Annotated in this window: 22 protein-coding genes and 1 pseudogene; 11 read left to right on the forward strand and 12 right to left on the reverse strand. The window is 55.2% G+C overall.

All coding sequences use genetic code 11. The features are described from left to right. Nucleotides 1-9: 9 nt before the first annotated feature. The 4 genes and pseudogenes from M0644_RS10490 to M0644_RS10500 all read left to right on the forward strand — a co-directional run bounded on the left by M0644_RS10490 (nt 10) and on the right by M0644_RS10500 (nt 2,223). A complete protein-coding gene (locus M0644_RS10490) occupies nt 10-669 on the forward strand; it encodes a hypothetical protein (RefSeq protein ID WP_149820630.1) in 660 nt (219 codons plus the stop codon). An 18-nt stretch (nt 670-687) separates the two neighbouring features. Further along, nucleotides 688-1,680: a prepilin-type N-terminal cleavage/methylation domain-containing protein gene (locus M0644_RS10495; protein ID WP_149820632.1), complete on the forward strand. Its 993-nt coding sequence runs from the start codon at nt 688-690 to the stop codon at nt 1,678-1,680. A 12-nt stretch (nt 1,681-1,692) separates the two neighbouring features. Next, a pseudogene (locus tag M0644_RS13240) lies at nt 1,693-1,776 on the forward strand (prepilin-type N-terminal cleavage/methylation domain-containing protein); the annotation flags it as partial. Between the two features lie 66 nt (nt 1,777-1,842). Continuing rightward, the gene (locus M0644_RS10500; RefSeq protein ID WP_226972061.1) at nt 1,843-2,223 is read left to right on the forward strand and encodes a hypothetical protein; all 381 of its coding nucleotides are present in this window, start codon (nt 1,843-1,845) and stop codon (nt 2,221-2,223) included. 47 nt (nt 2,224-2,270) lie between these two features. Here M0644_RS10500 and M0644_RS10505 read toward each other — a convergent pair whose 3' ends face one another. The 5 genes from M0644_RS10505 to M0644_RS10525 all read right to left on the reverse strand — a co-directional run bounded on the left by M0644_RS10505 (nt 2,271) and on the right by M0644_RS10525 (nt 7,831). Then, the gene (locus M0644_RS10505; RefSeq protein WP_286625638.1) at nt 2,271-4,517 is read right to left on the reverse strand and encodes a heavy metal translocating P-type ATPase; all 2,247 of its coding nucleotides are present in this window, start codon (nt 4,515-4,517) and stop codon (nt 2,271-2,273) included. Further along, a complete protein-coding gene (locus M0644_RS10510) occupies nt 4,514-4,708 on the reverse strand; it encodes a heavy-metal-associated domain-containing protein (RefSeq protein ID WP_286625639.1) in 195 nt (64 codons plus the stop codon). Before M0644_RS10510 ends, M0644_RS10505 begins: the two co-directional genes overlap by 4 nt. 69 nt (nt 4,709-4,777) lie before the next feature. Next, nucleotides 4,778-6,109 (reverse strand): cytochrome c biogenesis protein, encoded by a 1,332-nt coding sequence (locus M0644_RS10515; protein ID WP_286625641.1) that lies wholly within the window; start codon nt 6,107-6,109, stop codon nt 4,778-4,780. After that, nucleotides 6,110-7,126, reverse strand: coding sequence for an oxygen-dependent coproporphyrinogen oxidase (hemF, locus tag M0644_RS10520; protein WP_286625642.1), 1,017 nt, complete (start codon nt 7,124-7,126; stop codon nt 6,110-6,112). It lies immediately after the preceding gene. Nucleotides 7,127-7,189: 63 nt separating this feature from the next. Further along, nucleotides 7,190-7,831 carry a cofactor assembly of complex C subunit B gene (locus tag M0644_RS10525; RefSeq protein WP_286625643.1) on the reverse strand — a complete coding sequence of 214 codons (642 nt, stop codon included), beginning with the start codon at nt 7,829-7,831 and terminating at the stop codon, nt 7,190-7,192. An 87-nt stretch (nt 7,832-7,918) separates the two neighbouring features. Between M0644_RS10525 and M0644_RS10530 the strand changes: the two genes are divergently transcribed. Then, complete coding sequence (locus M0644_RS10530; protein ID WP_286625645.1) at nt 7,919-8,434, forward strand: L,D-transpeptidase; 516 nt, start codon at nt 7,919-7,921, stop codon at nt 8,432-8,434. Here the strand turns inward: M0644_RS10530 and M0644_RS10535 are convergent. Next, nucleotides 8,431-9,795, reverse strand: a complete 1,365-nt coding sequence (locus M0644_RS10535) for a CPBP family intramembrane glutamic endopeptidase (RefSeq protein ID WP_286625646.1) — start codon at nt 9,793-9,795, stop codon at nt 8,431-8,433. The genes M0644_RS10530 and M0644_RS10535 overlap by 4 nt on opposite strands. Nucleotides 9,796-9,920: 125 nt before the next feature. Here M0644_RS10535 and pheS point away from each other — a divergent pair, with 125 nt between their 5' ends. The 3 genes from pheS (at nt 9,921) to acnB (ending at nt 14,294) form a co-directional block, all read left to right on the forward strand. Beyond that, nucleotides 9,921-10,931 carry a phenylalanine--tRNA ligase subunit alpha gene (gene pheS, locus M0644_RS10540; RefSeq protein ID WP_286625647.1) on the forward strand — a complete coding sequence of 337 codons (1,011 nt, stop codon included), beginning with the start codon at nt 9,921-9,923 and terminating at the stop codon, nt 10,929-10,931. 12 nt (nt 10,932-10,943) lie between these two features. Then, a complete protein-coding gene (locus tag M0644_RS10545; RefSeq protein ID WP_190278069.1) occupies nt 10,944-11,579 on the forward strand; it encodes a ParA family protein in 636 nt (211 codons plus the stop codon). Between the two features lie 108 nt (nt 11,580-11,687). Next, nucleotides 11,688-14,294, forward strand: coding sequence for a bifunctional aconitate hydratase 2/2-methylisocitrate dehydratase (gene acnB, locus M0644_RS10550; protein ID WP_286625648.1), 2,607 nt, complete (start codon nt 11,688-11,690; stop codon nt 14,292-14,294). Nucleotides 14,295-14,302: 8 nt separating this feature from the next. Here acnB and M0644_RS10555 read toward each other — a convergent pair whose 3' ends face one another. The 3 genes from M0644_RS10555 to M0644_RS10565 are packed head-to-tail and all read right to left on the reverse strand — an operon-like array spanning nt 14,303 to nt 16,708. After that, on the reverse strand, nt 14,303-14,680 hold the full coding sequence (locus tag M0644_RS10555; RefSeq protein WP_286625649.1) for a CrcB family protein: 378 nt from the start codon (nt 14,678-14,680) through the stop codon (nt 14,303-14,305). Then, on the reverse strand, nt 14,667-15,098 hold the full coding sequence (crcB, locus tag M0644_RS10560) for a fluoride efflux transporter CrcB (RefSeq protein WP_226971950.1): 432 nt from the start codon (nt 15,096-15,098) through the stop codon (nt 14,667-14,669). Before crcB ends, M0644_RS10555 begins: the two co-directional genes overlap by 14 nt. Further along, nucleotides 15,095-16,708: a sodium:proton antiporter gene (locus M0644_RS10565; RefSeq protein ID WP_286625651.1), complete on the reverse strand. Its 1,614-nt coding sequence runs from the start codon at nt 16,706-16,708 to the stop codon at nt 15,095-15,097. Before M0644_RS10565 ends, crcB begins: the two co-directional genes overlap by 4 nt. A 138-nt stretch (nt 16,709-16,846) precedes the next feature. Between M0644_RS10565 and M0644_RS10570 the strand changes: the two genes are divergently transcribed. Further along, entirely contained in the window at nt 16,847-17,638 is a 792-nt protein-coding gene (locus M0644_RS10570; protein WP_190278070.1) for a proteasome-type protease, read from the forward strand. A gap of 12 nt (nt 17,639-17,650) precedes the next feature. Next, nucleotides 17,651-18,058 (forward strand): ferredoxin, encoded by a 408-nt coding sequence (locus tag M0644_RS10575; protein WP_149820658.1) that lies wholly within the window; start codon nt 17,651-17,653, stop codon nt 18,056-18,058. Here M0644_RS10575 and M0644_RS10580 read toward each other — a convergent pair. The 3 genes from M0644_RS10580 to M0644_RS10590 all read right to left on the reverse strand — a co-directional run bounded on the left by M0644_RS10580 (nt 17,940) and on the right by M0644_RS10590 (nt 20,014). Then, complete coding sequence (locus M0644_RS10580; protein ID WP_286625652.1) at nt 17,940-18,521, reverse strand: helix-turn-helix domain-containing protein; 582 nt, start codon at nt 18,519-18,521, stop codon at nt 17,940-17,942. The two genes, M0644_RS10575 and M0644_RS10580, sit on opposite strands and share 119 nt — an antisense overlap. Next, nucleotides 18,518-19,690, reverse strand: a complete 1,173-nt coding sequence (locus tag M0644_RS10585) for an ABC transporter ATP-binding protein (RefSeq protein ID WP_315863000.1) — start codon at nt 19,688-19,690, stop codon at nt 18,518-18,520. The genes M0644_RS10580 and M0644_RS10585 overlap by 4 nt, the downstream gene beginning before the upstream one ends. 63 nt (nt 19,691-19,753) lie before the next feature. After that, nucleotides 19,754-20,014: a ParB N-terminal domain-containing protein gene (locus M0644_RS10590; RefSeq protein ID WP_149820664.1), complete on the reverse strand. Its 261-nt coding sequence runs from the start codon at nt 20,012-20,014 to the stop codon at nt 19,754-19,756. A 145-nt stretch (nt 20,015-20,159) separates the two neighbouring features. Between M0644_RS10590 and M0644_RS10595 the strand changes: the two genes are divergently transcribed. Then, entirely contained in the window at nt 20,160-21,494 is a 1,335-nt protein-coding gene (locus M0644_RS10595) for an alkaline phosphatase PhoX (protein WP_149820666.1), read from the forward strand. The last annotated feature ends 33 nt before the right edge of the window (nt 21,495-21,527 follow it).

The raw sequence follows: 21,527 nt of genomic DNA on the forward strand, positions 1-21,527 counted from the left end.
TGGGTTCTAATGAAAATCACGCAAATAAGACAATCACAATTACATAGTGCCGAACAGGGTTTAACACTTGCTGAATGTATTGTTGCCATCCTACTAGTTAACGTTGCGGTTGCCGCGCTTGTGGCGCCCTTGATGTTGGTAGCAGCCACACGGGTGCAGAACGATCGTATCTCCCAAGCAAGCGCTCTTGCTCTTTCTGAGGTCGATCGCATGCGAGTACTCATGGAACAGGGGGTTAATGTTACTACCGCAGTCATCCCACCGCCTAGCTCTGTCACGGCTAGTTTAGGGCAACCCGAACTGCTCTCAAATCAACCTCCACCAACAACAGTGGTTACCTGCACTGGTGGTGGGATGGCACTACCCACTTCAGCAACTGAAGGCTGTCTTCGCGTATTTAATAACAGGGAGTTTGTTGTTCAAATTTATCGGGGTAGCATTACCTTTGGCCCCAATAACCGCATTGTGGGCTATCCAATGCAGGTTCGAGTCTATAATCGCGCAACATTTACAAATGGTTCTCCTAGCACTGCAACTCCAATTGGTCAGCAGCCGGCAACAATGACGACCTCAATTGGAAATTTAGAACTGCCCCTTGCTGTAATCACGACAGATATTGTCCAAGGTGACTCTAGCACAGCGCTTTGCTCAATTAGTCAATGCTCTTAAGAATCAGTTGAGGTGCCTATGAAATGGCGGCAGTGGCGGCGAGCAGCCCAAGGATTTACGATTATTGAGATATTGATCTCATTGTTGATTGGCTCTGTGATCACAGTTTCCCTTGGAGCTATCCTCATTGACATGATTGAAACTGAATCGCGTGAGGCATCTCTCAACGAAGTCAGACAAGAACTACAGTCGGCAATGAATTTTATTATTGCTGATTTATCCCAAGCAACTTTTGTCTATGATGGTGATTGCCTTCAAGGTAGCGGGCTTTGCGCTAACTCAAATGGTAGTGCACGTACACCTATTACTTCTTACTTACCGAATTTTGGTGCAAATATCCGTCCTATTTTAGCAATGTGGATTTTAGAGCATTTGCCCTATGATAACAATCCTGCTTTCGTCATGCCCACGAATTGTCCGCCCGAGAATACTACGTGCTTGCGGATTCAAAACTCGCGTCGTTCTTACACGTTAGTTGTTTATTACTTAGATACAAATACTAGTAGTGAATGGCAGGGTGCTGCTCGCCTACGGCGCTATCAATTACGACAGTATGCAACTATTAACGGCACAAACATTACACAAACGCCCGGTTACGTAGATCCCACTGAAAACACCAACTTTGTTGCTTGGCCTCTGAATATTAACACGGGGGCAAACCTTCAAGCTACATCTCCCAGTAATGACTTGAGTAATTTACCAGTTGTGGCTGATTTTATTGATGGTAACTGGAGCGAAGTAGATCCTACCCCAATTGCCTGTCAAGGTGAGGTTACTAATCCACGAATTGGTGCTTATGTGCGCACACCATTGGAGACAACGACACCACCCAATAGCTTTTATGGATGTGTCCTGAGTCGCGGTTCTAATTTCAATACAGCAACATTCGTCTATTTGCGGGCTAATCCTCGCGGTAAACCAGCAATTCGTCCCCAAGATGAGGCTGTGCGTCCAGTGCTGACAACAACAGTACTGAGTCGGGGAGTGTATCAGAAAGTCCCCAGTAACTAAGGGAGGATAGATATGGCAAGGCTAAGGCTTACCCAACAAGGGTTTACACTCATTGAAATTTTAGTTGTTGTGCTAATTATTGGCCTACTGGGGAGCTTAGCAGGTGTATCTTGGTTTTCATTGCTCAACGAGCAACGCATGCGTTCCGGAGTTAACGAAGCCATGTCTGCAATGCGTTTGGCACAGGCAGGGGCACGGCGAGAAAATTTACGCTGGACAGTAGCTTTTCGTACCCATGATAATCAGGTGCAGTGGACTGTCAATCGAGCCACTATGCCAGTAACTCAGTGGCAGTGGCAAAATTTGCTAGAGAACGATGCTGACAAAATCGAAATTGTCCCTAGTCAGACAACACTGCCCCTAATTGATGGTTCCTATCGGCTCACCTATGAATTTAATGGTCGTGTCGCTATTACTCATACGCCACCGCAACAAATTACATTCCGACCAAAGGGTAATACTGCTGTCGGCAGCCAACGCTGTGTACAAGTAGTGACGCTGTTGGGGACGATCCGATCCCGTAGGGGTGCCGATTGTTCCTAAGGTTGTTTTTTGTTATCTTTGTTATCTATGTATTAATTATCTATGTATTAACTGAGAGCTGGCAGTCTTGGTCGAAAAGAGCGCAGGCGCAGAGCATTCATCACTACGGAGAAGGAACTAAAGGCCATGGCTGCACCGGCCACCATGGGATTGAGGAGCCAGCCCGTTAAGGGATAAAGGATGCCAGCGGCAATGGGAATGCCAGCCACGTTATAGAGGAAGGCGAAAAAGAGATTCTGGCGAATATTTTGGATTGTGGCGCGGCTGAGTTGCAGGGCGGTGACAATGCCCTGAAGATGACCGGCAATGAGGGTGATGTCACTGCTGGCGATCGCTACATCGGTACCCGTGCCCAGAGCAATGCCGACATCGGCTTGGGCGAGGGCGGGGGCATCATTCATGCCATCCCCCACCATGGCCACGCACTTCCCTTGCCGTTGCAGTTCAGCAATGATCGCTGCCTTTTGATCGGGGCGGACACTGGCAACGTAATGCTCAATTCCCACTTGCTGGGCAATGGCCGCAGCGGTTACGGCCTGATCGCCCGTGAGGAGAATCACCTCTAATCCCATGCGCTTCAGGGCAGCCACTACCCCTGGGGCTTCGGGTTTCAGCGTGTCGGCAAGGGCGATCAGCCCCCTGACTTGGGCATCCACCGCTATCCAGATGACCGTTTTCCCCTGCTGTGCAAGGGTTTGAGCTTGAGGCTGCCAAGGGGCGGTGGCAATGCCGTGGCCTGCTAGAAAGGCGGGGGTACCAATGAGCACCCATTGATCCTCAACCATGCCCTGTACCCCTTGACCAATCGTGGCCCCAAAGTCGCGAACCGCTTGCGGCGATACCCCCTGCCCTTGGGCATACTCGACCACAGCGGCAGCCAAGGGATGTTCCGAGTGCCATTCCACACTGGCGGCCAGCCGCAAAAGGGTTGTGGCCTCCGCCTGAGGATAAAAATCGGTGACGCTGGGATGGCCCTGGGTGAGGGTGCCCGTTTTGTCGAGAACCACGGTTTGCACCCGATCGGCCAGCTGGAGACTGCGGGCATCTTTAATCAAAATGCCATACTCCGCTGCTTTGCCGCTGGCCACCATGATTGAGGTGGGGGTGGCCAAGCCAAGGGCACAGGGACAGGCAATGATCAAAACGCCAATGGTGGTCAATAGGGCAAGGGTGGGATTGCGGCCAATGGTCAGCCACAGCAACCCCGTCAGGAGAGCGATCGCCAACACTGCCGGCACAAACCAAGCCGTGATGCGATCCGCTAGTTTTTGAATGGGGGCTTTTGAGGCTTGGGCCTGCTGCACCAGTCGAATCATTTGTGCCAAAAAGGTTTGCGACCCCACCCGCGTGGCTCGGATCTGCAGACTTCCGGTTTGATTGAGGGTGGCACCAATGACTTCATCCCCCTCGCGCTTTTCCACTGGTAAGCTTTCCCCCGTTACCATGGATTCATCGACGGTTGAGGCCCCAGCCACAATCTCACCATCGACGGGAATCTTTTCGCCCGGACGCACCAGCAATCGATCCCCCACTTGCACTTCAATCAGGGGCACCTCCACCGCTTCTCCGTTACGAATTACCCGTGCCGTTTTCGGTTGCAGGGCGAGGAGTTTGCGAATAGCGGCAGCAGTTTCCCGTTTGGCGCGACTTTCGAGAAAGCGTCCCAAGAGAATCAGGGTAATGACGACGGCTGAGACTTCGTAATAGACCTCTGGCATGTGGGCATGGAAGGCTTGGGGAAAGAGCGTCACAAAGAGCGAGTAGAAAAAGGCGACACTGGTGCCCAGAGCCACTAGGGTGTCCATCGTTGCTGTGCGATAGCGCAGTGCTCGCCAGGCGCCCTCATAAAAGGATTCACCACTCCAAAACTGAATCGGCGCTGTCAGCAACAGTTGCAGCCAAGGATGGTGCAGCCATGGGGGGATCCAAGGGAGATGCCAGCCCGTCATCATGGGTAGATTCCCCACTAGCAGGAGTAGGGTGGCGCTACCGGCAAAGAGGAGTCGGCGTTTGAGACGGCGCAGCTCAGCCCGATAGGTCAATTCTGCGGTGGCGGTGTCAGTTACCAAGCCTTCTTCAGGCAGTCGCTCTGCGTGATAGCCGGCTTTGGCGATCGCCCCCTGTAGATCTGACCAGGTCACTTGCTGGGGATCGTAGGTGACCGTGGCCTGAGCGGCGGCAAAATAAATTTCACAGTCCCTGACGCCCGGTAGCGATCGCAGGGCAGTTTCAATGACATTGGCGCAAGCGGCGCACTGCATCCCCTGCACCCTGAAGGTGAGCTGGGTGATCATTGGGGTGTATAACCGGCTTGGCGAATGGCACTGCGGATGTCTGCCGCTGGCGCTTGGGTGTCAATTTCTAGCTCTTTGGTTGCGAGATTGGCGCTAACAGTGGCACGGGTGTCAACCGCTTGAATCGCTTGGATAATGGCATCACGACAGGCGCCACAGGCCATGTCGGGCACGCGCAGCTTGAGAACCATGGTGAGATTCCCCTAGAGCACTCCCTATTGAGAATCTTCAAGTCTCCAGTCAACTAGAGAGTCAAGGGGCTAAACTTCCACTTCTGTGGTTTGGCTTTGGGGTGCCAATTGACGGGCGATCGCCACCAATTCCTGCTCAAAGGCCAACTGCGCCCGATTGGTGCGGCCACCTACATAGAGGAGATCGTTTTCCTGCAGCCCCCACACCTGCGAGTGGGACACATAGCTCATGATCACCCCCGCCATCAACAGGGCAAAGCCCGCATAAAACAGGGGAATCCCCGGATCGGCTTTCATTTGTAGCCCTGTACTGCCCACCAGTTCAACCAATGTCAGCCTGACCCCATTGATTTCTGTACTCATGCCGGTGCGCAAGCTGGTGAGAAACTCGCCCTTGGGGCTGTAGATGAGCACCGTGCCTTGGAGATCCCGCGCAATCAGGGAAATCCCCTCCGAGAGATCCGGTTTCGTGGGCAGCCATGTGCCCCAAAGACGACCTTTGCCTTCTGTGTCTAGCTGGGCCATGGGCAGTTGCAGCACGGGACTGTTGTTTAGGCGAAAGCGAATGGCGTCAATACTCCAGTCCGCCTGATAGAGGGTGACCCCGCCATACTTCAAGGGCTGGTTGACATGGATCGTGCCCCGCTTCACCTCTTGGCCTTGCGCATCCAGTATCGAGAGGTCTGAGTAGAACTGATCAATCTCCCCCGCATCAGTGTAATCAATCCAAAAGCGATTTACCCTGACCGACCAGTGTTGGGGAACCCGCGCCAAGGGACCCGCCTGCACAAGGTGCTGAAGATGAAAGGTTTCACCACTGGGAATCAGTTCCTGCGCCATAAAGCCCGTCAGCGCCCCCAAAATCCCCCCCAGCAAAATCAGAATCATACTGGCATGAACCACAATCGGGCCCATGCGACCAACAATGCCTTTGCGGGCATAGAGTTGATTGTCGGTTTGCCAGACGCGGTAGCCCTTTGCGCTCAAGGCAGCGGCCAGTTCCTTGAGGGAGCCTTGGGGAATCGTGGTGCTCAGGGCCAGTTTGGTGAATTGACGCGGTTGGGAGTAGTACTGCCAGCGTTGGGCCGTGGTGAGGGCAGGCACCTGCCGACTGAAGGTACAGGCCGTTAAACTCGCCCCAAAGAGCACCAACAGAGTGAGATACCAAGGGGTGCGATAGACATGATCTAGCCCTAGGGCCAGCAGCACCCGCCAACTGAGAAAACCAAACAGGGCAGGGTCTTCGGGATAATTGGCCTGATAGAAGCTGAGGGATTGCCCCTGCTCAATCACGGTGCCGGCAATACTGGCGATCGCAATCACCAGCAACAGGAGAATTGCTAGGCGCAGATCACCTAGGAGGGCAAGCACACGGCGCAACACAGGGGCACTGATCCTCATTTAGCTTGGCCAATTCACCCAGTCTTGGGGCTTGAGAAAGGTGGTGTACAGTTCCGCTTCGCGGCTGTTGGGTTCCGGGGTATAGCCATATTCCCAGCGGACAAGGGGGGGTAAGGACATCAAAATAGACTCGGTGCGGCCATTGGTTTGCAGGCCGAAGATGGTGCCGCGGTCATAGACGAGGTTGAATTCCACATAGCGCCCGCGCCGATAGAGCTGAAATTGCCGCTCGCGATCGCCATACTCGAGGTGACGCCGCCGTTCCACAATTGGTAGGTAGGCTTCTAGAAAGGCTTGGCCACAGCTTTGAATAAAGGCAAACAGGTCTTCCCACGACCGATTGCCCACAGACCCCACTTGGCGGCTATAGCGAGCAGCTTCGCCATGGGGATCAGGGCCGCGGTAAAGCTCGCGATCGCTGCCATCTTGGTAGTCAAAGAAAATGCCGCCCACGCCACGGGTTTCGCCGCGATGCTTGAGGTAGAAGTATTCATCACACCAGCGTTTGAACACGGGGTAGTACTCGCTGTGGTGGCGATCGCAGGCAGCCTTATGCACCTGATGGAAGTGTTTCGCATCCTCAGCAAAGGGGTAGTAGGGGGTCAAATCTGCGCCACCGCCAAACCACCACACCGGCCCAGCTTCAAAGTAGCGGTAGTTCAAATGCACCGTTGGCACATAGGGATTGCGGGGATGGAGCACCATGGAGGTACCCGTGGCATAGAAGCCATGCCCCGCCGCCTCCGGCCGCTGGGTCAAAATTGAGGGGGGCAACTGCTCTCCCCACACCTCTGAGAAATTAACGCCCCCCTGCTCTAGGAGCTGGCCATTTTTCATCACCCGCGAGCGACCGCCCCCCCCTTCGGGACGTTGCCAACTGTCCTCTTGAAACTGGGCACCGCCATCGGCTGCCTCTAGGGCCTGACAAATCTGATCCTGGAGGTCTTTCAAAAAAGTCGCTGCCCGTTGACGCGAGTCGCTGGGCACAGCAGGGGTAGCAGAAGTGGCAACAGTCATAGTAAATATCGAAATCCTAATCAACGGTCTTCAGTGTCAAAAAAAAGTCGCTGCAAAGCGTGTCTAGGCTTTATTGTACTGTTCTGCCAGCACTTGGGCGAATTTTGCGGCAAGGGCAGCTACCCACTGTTCATCCTGTTTGGTATAGCGGCGGGGGGCATTGGTGCCGAGAATCATCACCGTTTGCGCATCCACCGGTTGGCAGATCACCCCTTGGGTATTGGGGGGCAAATAGTCAAATTCAATGCGTCCGGGGTAAAGGGCTAAATTCACTAAATAGATGGGGCGTTGGGTTTGCAGGGCGCGCTGGACAATGGCACCCGTGGCCGTCATTGGTTTGGGCCCCAGAATACCGCGCCGCAGGAGGGGGCGATCGGCCCGCCAAATGACAATGGACTTTGTGGGCGTATTCTTCAGCAAGGTATAGGACAGCCAGGCCAGCTCTGTTTTCAGGGCAGCATCCAGATCATCGGCAAGTTCAAATCCCTCTTCCCCTTCAAGAATCACGGCTTCTGGCGGTCGGGGCTGCACCCGCTGCCAAATTAGCGTCGTTAAAATGAGCACCGCCGCAAGGATCACCCCCACGACATCGGCACGGGCTTGGGAAGGGGTCAGGGTGGGGGTCAAGAGGCGATTGATGAGGAGAAGTGTGCCCCCCAAAACCCCCGTTGCAAGGGGTAAATAGCGGAGAACTTGGTCATTCATCTAGAATTTTGAAAAATTTTTCAGTGGCAACGTAGCTATCTATTATTCCCCAATGCCAATCTCACAGTGGTAGGAGTGAATTGAGTAATGAAAGCGCAAGGCTTCCTAAAAGCTGGCCAGCGAGCGATCGCGGTTGTTGGCTGGGTGAGTTTGAGTCTTTGGGGTCGTCTCCCCTTTGCCCTTGCTACTGCTCCTCCCCCAGCGGTCACCGCTCCCCTGCGCCTAGAAATCAGCCTATCACGGCGCCAATTGACCCTCTATCAAGGACAAACTCCCCTGCGCCGGTATCCCGTGGCCGTGGGTCGTCCGGGGTGGGAAACCCCCACAGGTCAATTTCAAGTGCGGGAGATGATTCGCGATCCCGCTTGGAAAAATCCCTTTACCGGGGCAGTGATTGCCGGCGGCCATCCGCGGAACCCTTTGGGGCGGCGTTGGATTGGCTTTTGGAGTGATGGCACCAATTGGGTTGGGCTGCACGGTACCCCCCATCCGGATTCCATTGGTCAGGCGGTTTCCCACGGTTGCGTGCGGATGTACAACCGCGACATTGAGGAGCTTTTTGAGAAAGTCAAGCCGGGTGTGCCTGTGATTGTGGTGCGCTAGAAAGGGGCAACAAGGGCAGCGCCAAAAAAGACGACGGCGATCGCATCCACCAGACCATGCAGGAGAACGCCCGCCCAGAGGCGCTGGGTACAGGCAAAGGTGAGGCAGTAAAAGAGGGAGGCCAAGGTTGCCATGATGATATACACCGCTCGGTAGGCCATGAGGGGCAGTTGAATATCGGCATTCGGCTCATTGCCTACATGGAGAATACCAAAAAGCAGCGAACAAATGAGAATGGCACCCCAAGCAATGACCACCGGCCGCTGGCGATCGCCCCCATAGTGCTGCCACAGATCCCGCACGAAAATCATCAAACCACTGCGAAAGAGCACCTCCTCAAAAATGCCCACCCGCATTGCAAAGAGGGTGACATAGACAAACACCGCCAAAGGCGAAGGCGTCAAGTTAAATTTCGCCAAGGGCAAAAAGCCCAATAGACTCCCCAAGGGCACCATGGTTACCAAAGCTGCCAAGAACATTGCCGCCAATAAACGAGCATCGCGCCAGCGGGGTTCAAAGCTATAGCCAAAGTGCGATCGCCCCAGCCCACCGCCAAAAATGATCACCAAAATAAACAGTTGCAGTGCCACAAAAGGGCCAAAGCGAAAGTAGGGGGTCGAGAACCAGTAGAGGCTAAAAAGCGAGACCGCAATTAGGGGAAGGTCGTGTAGTCCCAATCCCGTGGGGGTCGCCCGTGGGGGGTGTCGCCGCTGCCAATCGCCCCAAGCACATAGGAGCAGATAGATAGGGGTAATGATGAATCCTTCCGTGTACGCCTTGGGGAAGGCTGGCGAAATCAACCCACTGTGGCTGAGCAACAAATAAAGCGCTGCTCCACTGATCCAAGCCCACAACACTGGTGGCGGTGTGGTTTGCTGCCGCAAGAGGAAAGGGACGCGCACCATGGCCCAGACGCCTCCGAGAAAGATCAGCAAGTTCAGCCACGGCTGATCAGCAAAGATTAAATTGGTGAGAACCCGCTGCCAAGGAAAGCGGCCTGCTTGGGGGAGAATCAAGCCAATGGCAATGTACAGTGCCAAACTGAGGAGTAACCGCCCCGGCCACCGTTGAGCCATCTTATTAAAATCCCGCTGGCCCCTTGCCCACCACAGCACTGGGAAACCACCAATGATGACGACGGCGGCGGCCTCCACCACACTTTCGAGCCACGGCCAAGGGGTTGCAGACAAATCGTGCAGGTAAAGGAGTTGTGCCCAAAACCACAGCCCACAGGCAGCGATCGCCATCTGTTGCTCGCGGTTCGTAGAAAACCGCGGTGAACGGAGAAAGGCTTGGGGTGCGCTGGCTAGCCACTGACTGACCGTCTGTTTAGGCTGGCTGGTGAGGTTGGGAATCGGCATTCGAGAACCATCGCGATCGCAACTGCGGGCATAGCGTTATAATCAAGGCTTATTCCCAACAGGTGGGAATGCTTTATCTTGACCGAAATTGTTGCCATTTGTGCACCCCGCAACTGCATTTTGCCATGACGACCCCCACCCTTGATCGTGATCGGCTCAGCCAACAACTTAAAGATTTAGAAGCCAAAGCCCTACAGGCGATCGCTGCAGCCCGCACCCTCGATACCCTAGAGCAACTGCGCGTGGCTTACTTGGGCAAAAAAGGCGAACTCTCACAAATTCTCGCCCTTATGGGCAAACTGCCCCCTAGCGATCGCCCCACCATCGGTACCCTCGCCAACACCCTCAAGGAAAAACTGCTCCAAGAACTAGAAGCCCGCCGCGAAACCCTGCAAGCCGAAAAAATTGCTGCCCAACTGGCGGCTGAAAGCCTTGATGTCACCCTGCCGGGCGTCTATCGTCCCCAAGGGCACATTCATCCCCTCAATAGCACCATTGACCGCATCCTCGATATTTTTGTGGGTCTCGGCTATACCGTTGCCAATGGCCCCGAAATGGAAACTGACTACTACAACTTTGAGGCGCTGAATACACCTGCAGATCACCCGGCGCGCGACATGCAGGACACCTTCTACCTGCCCGATGGCAATCTGCTGCGCACCCACACCTCCTCGGTGCAGATTCGCTACATGGAACTCAATGATCCCCCCATTCGCATTGTTGCTCCCGGCCGCTGTTATCGGCGGGATACGGAGGATGCCACCCACGCGGCTGTGTTCCATCAGGTTGAGATTTTGGCAGTGGATGAGGGGCTGACCTTTACCGACCTCAAGGGTACCGTCACGACGTTTCTGGCGGAACTCTTTGGCGATGTTCCCATTCGTTTCCGTGCCAGCTATTTCCCCTTTACGGAACCCTCGGCGGAGGTGGATGTGCAGTGGCAGGGACGCTGGCTAGAGGTGATGGGCTGTGGCATGGTGGATCCCGCTGTGCTCAAAAATGTCGGCTACGATCCAGAGGTCTACACGGGCTTTGCTGCCGGATTCGGTGTGGAGCGGTTTGCCATGGTGCTGCATCAAATTGATGATATTCGCCGCTTTTACACCAGCGATTTGCGCTTTCTGCGGCAGTTTTAGGAGGATAGAGCCTTGGCTGAACCCCGTCTGCTGGCTGTCCTGAACGGTAAGGGAGGCGTTGGTAAAACCACAACGGCAATCAACCTAGCAGCCACCTATGCCGAGCAGTACAGGGTGTTGTTGGTGGATACGGATCCCCAAGCCTCAGCCACGTGGTGGTTTCAGCGCAGTGGCCAATCCATGGGCTTCGATCTCGCCCAGGAGCTTAACCCCAAACTCCTCAGCAGGGTACGCCAGCTTTCTGGCTATGACCTGATTGTTGTCGATACGCCGCCGGCCTTAGCCTCCAGTGCCCTAGCAGCGGTGGTACCGATCGCCGACTATCTGGTGCTGCCCACCCCCCCCGCCCCCATTGACCTTGCCGCCCTCATTGAAACGGTGAAGCAAGTGGTGCAACCGTCTAACGTTCCCCACCGCGTCCTGCTCACCCGCGTTGACCCCCGCTGTGTCAATGAAGCCCTCGAAGCCCAAAATACGCTCTTGCAGTTGGGGGTAGCAGCCTGTCACTCCTTTATCCGCGCCTACAAAGCCCATGAACGGGCAGCTCTCGATGGGGTTCCCATTACCCAATGGAAGGGCAAGCAGGCGAAGGAAGCTCAAGCGGATTACCGCCGCGTTGCTGAAGAGTTACAACGGGACTGGCGATAGGGGCATGGCAGGCAATTAAACCACCAAAGGGGAATCTGTACTCTAAAATCTAGATCCGCACCTAAATGATTTTGTTTTTCCTTGGAGCCAAATTGAGGTCAACAGCGCGTGGACACAACCGTACTCAGCCAATACCGTCAGCAAACCCAAGAGCGTGCTGCCTTGGGAATTCCCCCCTTGCCCCTGACGGCGGCAGAAACCTCGGCGGTTTGTGATCTCCTGCAACACCCCCCAGCGGGCGAAGAAGACTACCTACTGCACCTAATTCGCGATCGCGTGCCCCCCGGTGTCGATGAAGCGGCCTACATTAAAGCCGGCTTTTTGACGGCGATCGCCAAAGGAGAACTCACCAGTCCCCTCATCACCCCCGTGGCAGCGGTGGAACTCCTAGGGACAATGCTGGGGGGCTACAACGTTCAATCCCTCATTGAGCTGCTGCGCCATGAGAACCCAGAACTTGCCCGTGCGGCGGCCACTGCCCTCAGTCATACCCTCTTGGTCTATGACGCCTTTCACGATGTCCAAGACCTGATGCACCAAGGGAATACCTATGCCCGTCAAGTGATGGAATCTTGGGCTAATGGTGACTGGTTTACCTGCCGTGAACCCCTTCCAGAAGCGATTACCGTCACTGTCTTCAAAGTGGCGGGTGAAACCAACACCGATGATCTTTCCCCTGCCCCCCATGCCACCACTCGCCCCGATATTCCGCTGCACGCTACGGTGATGCTGGAAAGCCGCTTGCCGGGAGCACTGCAAATCATTGCCGAACTGAAGCAAAAGGGCTACCCCCTTGCCTATGTCGGTGATGTGGTTGGCACCGGTTCCTCCCGCAAATCCGCCACCAACTCCGTGATTTGGCACATTGGTCGCGACATTCCCTACGTCCCCAATAAGCGCACCGGGGGCGTCTGTCTCGGTGGCAAAATTGCCCCCATTTTCTTCAACACCATGGAGGACTCCGGCGCCCTGCCCATTGAGTGCGATGTTACCCAAATGAATATGGGGGATGTGATCACGATCTACCCCTACCGCGGCGAAATTACCAATGCAGCGGGGGAGGTTATCAGTGTGTTTACCCTCAAACCCGAGACCCTCTTGGATGAAGTGCGAGCGGGGGGGCGCATTCCCCTGCTGATTGGCCGTACCCTCACCGACAAAGCACGGGCTGCCCTTGGCCAAGAACCCAGTCCCCTCTTTACTCGTCCCAAGCCCCCCGTTGAGAGCAGTAAGGGCTATACCTTGGCGCAAAAGATTGTCGGTAAAGCCTGTGGTCTGCCTGGCGTGCGCCCCGGCACCTACTGTGAACCCGTGATGACAACGGTTGGCTCCCAGGATACGACAGGCCCAATGACCCGCGATGAACTCAAGGAACTGGCCTGCCTTGGCTTTGGTGCGGATTTGGTCTTGCAAAGTTTCTGCCATACGGCGGCTTATCCCAAGCCCGTTGACATCAAAACCCACAAAGAACTGCCGGACTTTATGACCTCGCGGGGGGGCGTCTCACTGCGACCGGGGGATGGCATTATTCACTCTTGGCTCAACCGCATGCTACTGCCCGATACCGTGGGCACGGGGGGGGATTCCCATACCCGTTTTCCCTTGGGCATTTCGTTCCCAGCAGGTTCTGGCTTGGTCGCCTTTGCAGCAGCCTTGGGGGTGATGCCTTTGGATATGCCGGAGTCGGTGCTGGTGCGCTTCAAAGGTGCGTTGCAACCGGGGGTGACGCTGCGGGACATTGTCAATGCCATTCCCTATGTGGCCATTCAGCAGGGTAAGCTCACCGTCGCCAAGGAGAATAAGAAGAATGTTTTCTCCGGACGGATCATGGAAATGGAGGGGCTGCCGGACTTGCAACTGGAGCAGGCCTTTGAACTCACCGATGCCACAGCGGAGCGATCGGCCGCAGGGTGCACGATTAAACTGAGTGAAGAAACGGTGGCAACCTACCTGCGCTCCAATGTAGCCCTCCTGAAAAATATGGTGGCTCGTGGCTACGGCGATGCGCGTACGATTCTACGGCGGGCGAAAAAGATGGAGGCATGGCTGGCTAATCCCAGTCTTCTCTCGGCGGATGCGGATGCCGAGTATGCCGATGTGATTGAGGTGGATCTAGATCAAATCAAGGAACCCCTTGTGGCTGCCCCCAATGACCCCGACAATATCAAAACCCTCTCCGAATGTGCCGGCGATCCAGTGCAGGAGGTCTTTATTGGCTCCTGTATGACCAATATTGGCCACTACCGTGCCGCTGCCAAGGTACTGGAAGGAGAGGGGGCGGTGAAGGTTCGCCTCTGGATTGCACCCCCCACCCGCATGGATGAGCAGCAGTTGCGCGAAGAGGGCTACTACGGTATTTTTGCTGCTGCTGGCGCCCGCATGGAGATGCCGGGCTGCTCCCTGTGCATGGGCAACCAAGCCCGTGTTGCTGATAACACCACGGTTTTCTCCACCTCCACCCGCAACTTTAATAACCGCATGGGCAAAGGGGCACGGGTCTATCTTGGTTCTGCAGAGCTAGCAGCAGTTTGTGCCCTACTGGGGCGCATTCCCACCCGCGAGGAGTACCTAGAGATTGTGACGCGGAAAATTGATCCCTTTGCAGCAGATCTCTATCGCTACCTCTACTTTGACCAAATTCCCGACTACGAAAACCAAGGTCGCCTCATTTCCAAGGAGGAGGAAGCGAAGCTACTGGCCAGTATTGGCGGCTAGCCGTTGATCTACATCCAATGGGAGAGGCCAATGCCGGCTTCCACACAGAGAAACCCGAGGATAGGCGTACTCAGCCAGTACAGCCACGCAATGCGGGGGTAGCCTTCACGACGCAGGTTCGATACCTCCAGGATAAACGTAGAAAAGGTGGTCAAAGACCCCAAAAAGCCGACGGTGATGCCATAGCTAAGCCACAGCGGTGCCCCCCAACGGACTAAAACATGGCTCAAAAAGCCCATAAGAAAGGCACCCATGAGATTCACGCTCAGGGTACCGAAGACAAGGGTGCCAAAGCGGCGATCGCTCCATAAACCGACGTAGTAGCGTGTCAAAGCGCCGGGCACAGCCCCAAGGGCGATCGCCAACAATCCTTCAGGTGAGATCATCCCATTTCTCCCAATCGGCTAACCCCCGCAGCACTAAGCGGCTGCCCAACTCCAAGGCCAGCAATCCCAGCCCCGTACTGCCGAGCCAGTAAAAACCCTCGACTGCCGCATCTGTGATCCCCAAGAGCTTGTCGTTATCCAACTCGTAGGATGAAAAGGTTGTGTAGGAACCAATAAACCCCGTTGTCAATAGCAAGCGCAAATCGGGGTGCAGTACAAACGTGCGGGCAAAGGCAAGGGGAGCAATCACCCCCAGCAAAAAACAGCCAGTGACATTCACAATCAAGGTAGCAAAGGGCACATTACCCGCAAGATAGGGTTCCAAATAGGCCTCCAGTAAGAAGCGACTCAAGGCAGCGGGGATGGCTCCAAGACTAACGGCCAACGCAGGGCGCAACCGAGGATGAATCGAGATCACGAGCGTGGCTCCTCCACAATCAACACGGGTCGAGTTGAGGTCTCAAGAATACTCTGACACACAGACCCCATGAGAACACGCTTGAGACCCTTTTGACCATGTTTGCCAAGAATGATTTCCGTCACGTTGTACAGGGCAGCGGTATCCAAAATGGCTTCGGTAATCGGGCCAGCGGTCACAATGAAACGATAGCGAATGTCTGCGAGGTACTGCTTAATTTGAGCTTCGAGTGTGGCCACTGCCTTGGGGTCAGGTACGTCCTGCACATGGAGCACAATCACTTCCGCATCAGCACGCCGCGCTAATTCCGCCGTCTTTTGGAGAACGTAGGGGGTGACACTCGAAACATCCACCGGTGCTAAGAGGACTACGCGTGGTTGTAGCAGGACTTTGGTGGGATCCACCTCGCCCTTTTGCAGGAGTTTTGGCGCAAACGTGGGAATTGCCCATGCCCCCAAGGGAGCCGTAATCAGGATCGAGAGAACCGCGATCGCCAGCATCGTTTCACCCCCCGCCACCCCAGCGGATAAGGGCAAAGCACCGATCGCCGCTTGCACCGTTGCCTTTGCGGAATTCCCCGGCAGCAAAAAGAGGCGTTCGGAGAGTGTCCAATTACTGCCTAAGGTGGAAAGATACCAACCGATGCCCCGCCCAATCAAGGTACCCACCGCTAAAATCACCAAACCCACACCGAGGGAACTTTGCAACACCCCCAACTGGACACTGGCACCCAACAGCACGAAGAGAAAAATCTCTGCCACCTGCCACAGCACATCAAAGCCGCCCCGCAATTGCCGCGCTAGGGGGGCATCCATCTCAATCAAGAAGAAGCCGGCACTCATCACCGCAAGGTAGCCGGAAAACAACGGCAGGCGATCGGCCAAGCCCACTGCTCCCAAGGCCACTGCTGCTGCCACGAGGGTTGTTTGCACCCGATTTTGACTCCAGTTTTGCTTGACCAACAAAAAGACCAGCGCCCAGGCCAAGCCATAGCCCACGATCAAGCCACCACCAATTTCAAGGAGTGCCTGCACACTCACCCCCAAGGCGGGCGGCAAAGCCCCTAGGAATCCTCCCTCATGCTCAGACCCCATCAGCAGACTAAACAGCAGCAGTATGACTACATCGGAAATAGCACTGCCCGAGAGAATTGCATCACTAATCCCCTTGTCCACGCCCCAGCCCAAACTTTTTAGCCGTAGCATGCCCGGCACAATGACAGCCGGGGACTCCGGTGCCACGATCGCCCCCAACAATAGCCCTTGGCGCACATCAAATCCCAGTAGCAGCATCGCCACCCCAGCCACAACGACCATTTCACACAGTGCGGGTAATACACCGAGGCGTAGCGCCACCGTGCCCTGTTGTGCCAACTTCTGGCGATCCAAGCCCAGCCCCGCCTTCATCAAAATCACCATCACCGCCACGGCCCGGAAGGTGGGGGCTGCCGTTAGGACATTGGTTTGCAACAGATTCAAGGCCGCAGGCCCGAGGACAATCCCCACGAGAATCATGCCGATCAAGGCCGGTGCCCCTAGTCGCCGTGCCAACTGACCCGCAAAGAATCCCAGCAGGAGAATCAGGGCAAGGGTTTCTAGAATGGCTGACATTGCTGCAAACTTCGCTGTGACACCGAACCCTACCCTATCGGATGATCAGGTCAATTTCCAATGCCCAGCGTCCGTAGCGATCGCTGCAAATTCCTTATATGCTCTATAGTGCTTGGTTATTGGCGGAGCATAGGCAAAATGACATATTGCTTGGGAATTCTCACCACGTCGGGTCTGGTGATGGCGGCAGACTCTCGCACCAATGCGGGGGTGGATTATATTTCCACCTATCAGAAACTCTTTGATTTTTCGGTGCCGGGGGAGCGGGTGATTGTCATTTGTACCGCTGGTAACCTTTCAATTACTCAGGAAGTGCTCACGCTCATTCGCCGTGATCTCAAGGGTCAGTTGGAGCACAGTCTCAACTCACTGCCCAATATGTACGAGGTAGCCCGCTATGTCGGTGGTAAGCTGCGGGAGGTCACCGATAGTCATCGCCCTTGGTTGGCCAAAGATAACATTGACTACCAATGCACATTTCTGGTGGGGGGGCAAATTCGTGGCGAGGAACCCTACCTCTACCTGATCTACAGTCAGGGCAACTTTCTGCAAGCGACCCCCGAAACTCCCTTTCTTCAAATTGGTGAAACAAAATATGGCAAGCCGATTTTAGACCGCACGTTGCGCTTCGATACGCCGGTAGATGCGGCGGCAAAGTATGCACTGCTCTCCCTTGATTCAACGATGAAATCCAATATCTCCGTCGGCCCCCCCCTTGACCTGATCATGTACCGCACCGATAGCTTTCAGATCTGTCACCGCGCCGAATTTGTCTTGGGTGATCCTTTTTTGTCGAAGGTGCGGCAGTTCTGGGAGGCCTCCCTGCGGCGGGCTTTTGAGGAAATGCCCGACATTGAATGGAATCGGCGTCAACCCTCCCCCACGTCCTCAATGGTGCTACCAACACCGGAAACCCTTGTTGCAGATTAGAAAAAGCCAACTATGACATCTCCTTCGTTAGCGCAGCAAGTAGCAGCTCTCGGCATTGATCACATTCAGCGGCATCTATTCCTATGTGCTGATCAAACCAAACCCCTGTGCTGTGACAAGGCAGTGGGTTTAGAAGCATGGGAGTATTTGAAAAAACGCCTCAAGGAATTGGGCTTGGATCAACCGCGCCCAGAGGGCTGTATTTTTCGCACAAAGGCCAATTGCCTACGGGTGTGTCAACAAGGCCCCATTTTAGTGGTCTATCCCGATGGCGTCTGGTATCACTCGGCAACGCCAGCAGTTATTGAGCGGGTGATTCAGGAGCATGTGCTGAGGGGGCAGATTGTCCAAGAGTATCTACTGGCGTCACCACCGCCCGAAAGAGCAGGCGATCGCCCCACCAATAGCCCGCATGGGTAATGCGCACCGGTGTCCCTTCCTCTAAGGGCACGCGATCGCTTTGGTGCTGGTGCGGATCAAAGGGAACACAGGCTCCAACCTCACCAATCAACCGAATCCCCCACTGCTCGAGGAGTTGAAACACTGGCTTTACTAGGGGCAAAATCCGCTGGGCGGGGGCGGTGGGGTTTTGGCTAGCAGCATAAGCGGCAGTGGGCCAGAAGCGCAGAAACGGCTCCAGGATCTGAAGGGCTTGGTGTTGGAGCGCCGCCTCAGCAGCCGATTCACCATAGAGCCACTGAAACAACTCCAAGGGAGTCACCCCCAGAACTTGGGCAAGGTGTTCGAGGGTTTCTAGGCGCAGTTGGTGTAGGTCGCCAGACCAAATGGCATTGGCTTGCTGGCGGCTAAATCCTTTACGGCGTAGTTGACTCTTGCGGGTAATGCCGGCCATGGCGAGGCGGGCTTGCAGACGCTGGCTCATGGTTCTAGGCGCTGCCCCGTTTGCTCATCAAAGAAGTGGAAATGCTGGGGATCAGGGCGCAAATACAGGCGATCGCCCCGCTGAATCGGCTGTTGTCCCGGCAAGCGCACCCGCAACAATTCTCCTGTTGCAGTGAGGTGAACCGTCAACCCCGTTTCATGGCCAAGGGCTTCCACCAGATCTACTTCAACGGGCAGCGTATTCTCTGCATCGGCCGTCGCCAGCACAAAATGCTCAGGACGAATCCCCAACCATGCCTTGGATACCGAGGGTAAGGGCTGGCTTAGGGACAACTGCCAATGGTGGTACTGAATCTTCCCTTGGTTGAGGGTCACGGCTAAGAAATTCATTGGCGGTGAGCCAATAAACTCAGCGACAAAGCGATTGGCAGGGCGTTGATACAGGTCGAGGGGGCTGGCAATTTGTTGGATTTGACCTTGGTGCAGCACCACAATGCGATCGCCCATCGTCATCGCTTCCGTTTGATCATGGGTCACATAAATGGTTGTGATGCCCAATTGCCGCTGAAGTTGGACAATTTGAGCGCGGGTTTCGGTGCGCAGCTTGGCATCAAGGTTTGAAAGCGGTTCATCCATCAAAAACACTTGGGGATTGCGGGCCATGGCTCGTCCGAGGGCCACCCGCTGCTTCTGACCACCCGACAGTTGTTTGGGATAGCGATAGAGCAAGTGACCAATTTGCAACATCGCCGCAATCTGCATCACCCGTTGGTGAATTGCCCGCTCGCGGGGAAAAGAAAGTTGCATCCCCTTGGGGAGCGATCGCGTCCAGCGGGTCAGGGTCGCTTCAATGGGGGCGGGTAACAGGCCATTCATTTGCGAGTTGCGGCGCAAGCCAAAGGCCAAGTTGTCATAAACCGTGAGATGGGGATAGAGGGCATAGCTTTGAAAAACCATGGCAATGTCCCGCGCTTTGGGGGGTAAACCATTGACCACGCGATCGCCCACCCAAATTGTGCCCGTGGTTGGTTCATCCAAACCCGCAATCAGCCGCAGCAGGGTACTTTTGCCACACCCCGAAGGCCCCACCAGCACCAAAAACTCGCCCGCACCGACCCTCAGATCAATCCCTTGCAGCACCGTGACATCATGCCCGCGCTGGGGGTCGCGATAGACCTTGGTCAGTTTTTCAAGGCGTACACCGGTCACGATCGCTATCCTAGAGGGACTAATTGGCTAGAATCCCACACTGAGGCGAATCTGACAAGACACCTAGGCAAGGTGCAGATTCAGTACCGAACGGGGCGCACGGCGGACTCGTGCCCGAATCGTCGGCAGTCCGAGCCGTTGACAGGCTTCGTAGCGATGACACCCCGAAAAGCCATAGTACTGCCCTTCGACTTCAAGGACATCAATGGGTTCCTGCTGGCCAATTTCCGCAATGGAGGCCATCAAGGCTGCGACTTTTGCAGGATCCGTTTGCCGCATCAGGGGACGACGAATGGCATTGAGGGGCAAATCGATCACTCGCATTGACTTATCCAAACTCATTATGACTTTATTTTAGCAAGCGATCTGCAATCGGCCACAAAACGCCCTTGAATAACTTCCTAAGTTTGCAGTAAGACAATAGGGGTCGGCTTTTAGCCGTTGGTTGTGCAGTTTACATGGGTTTTTTATGGGTTTGCAACGTCGTCGCTTCCTCACCCTTGCCGCCGCCGGTATGGGGGCAGCACTTTTTCCCCAAGGATTACAGCTTCTCTATCAACGGGCAGCCCAAGGTGAACTGCTGACCACACGCGGATTTGGCCCCTTGGTGAAGGATCCCAATGGCCTGTTGGATTTGCCGGCAGGCTTTCAGTATCGGGTGTTTTCCAAGCTGGGCGATCGCCTGAGTGATGGTGCCCCCGTCCCGACGCTCCATGATGGCATGGCCGCCTTCCCCGGCCCCGATGGCACGACCATCCTTGTGCGCAACCATGAGATGTATCCGGGGCTACCCCGTGCCTTTCAGGGGGTGGTGGCTCCCAAGGAGCGGATGTATGACCCCATTGCCCCCGGCGGTACCACTACACTCGTGGTGAGTAAAGATCGGCAACTCCTCAAGCATTACGTTTCTTTGGCCGGTACCTCGCGCAATTGTGGTGGCGGCAAAACCCTTTGGGGCAGTTGGATTAGCTGCGAGGAAACCATTTCCACGCCCGAACATCCTGCCAACCGCGGTCCGGTGCAAAAACGCCACGGCTACAACTTTGAAGTACCGATCAGTGCCCAAGGCCCCGTGACGCCAGTTCCCCTCAAGGCAATGGGGCGCTTTCAACATGAGGCGATCGCCATCGACCCGCAAACGCATATCGTCTATCAAACAGAGGATCGCGGCGATAGTCTCTTTTATCGCTTTATTCCCAAGGAACCCACCAACCTTGCTGCTGGCGGCCAACTCCAAGCCTTGAAAATCAAACGCTACCCGAAAATTAACACCGGTCAGGATTTTCCCCTACGCAAACCCTTCGAGGTGGAATGGGTAAATATCACCCAGCCTGACCCTCCCCTAGACACCGTGCGCTATGAGGGCTATGACAAGGGGGCAGCCCAATTTGTACGCGGTGAAGGCCTCTGCTACCACAATGGCGAGTTTTACTTTACAGCCACCAGTGGTGGTGAAAAGCGGCTAGGCCAAATCTGGCGATACCGCCCCGGTCGCACCGCAGCAGATGGTGGCACGATTGAGCTGTTTGTCGAGTCCCCCGGCAAAGAGGTTCTTGATTATCCCGATAACTTGACGATGGCCCCTTGGGGAGATCTCATTTGCTGCGAAGATGGCGACGATGCCATTAATCGCCTCATTGGTATCACCCCCCAAGGAGAGCTATACACCTTTGCGCGCAATGCCCTCAATGATCAAGAACTGGCAGGGGTTTGCTTCTCACCCGACGGCCAAACCATGTTTGTCAATCTCTACCATCCGGGGATGACCTTTGCCATTTGGGGGCCCTGGGATCGGCGGGGTTAATGCCCACAGCAAAAGGGAGCCAAGAATGACCTG

Source organism: Thermosynechococcus sp. B1 (genome assembly GCF_030322985.1).
GTDB lineage: Bacteria > Cyanobacteriota > Cyanobacteriia > Thermosynechococcales > Thermosynechococcaceae > Thermosynechococcus.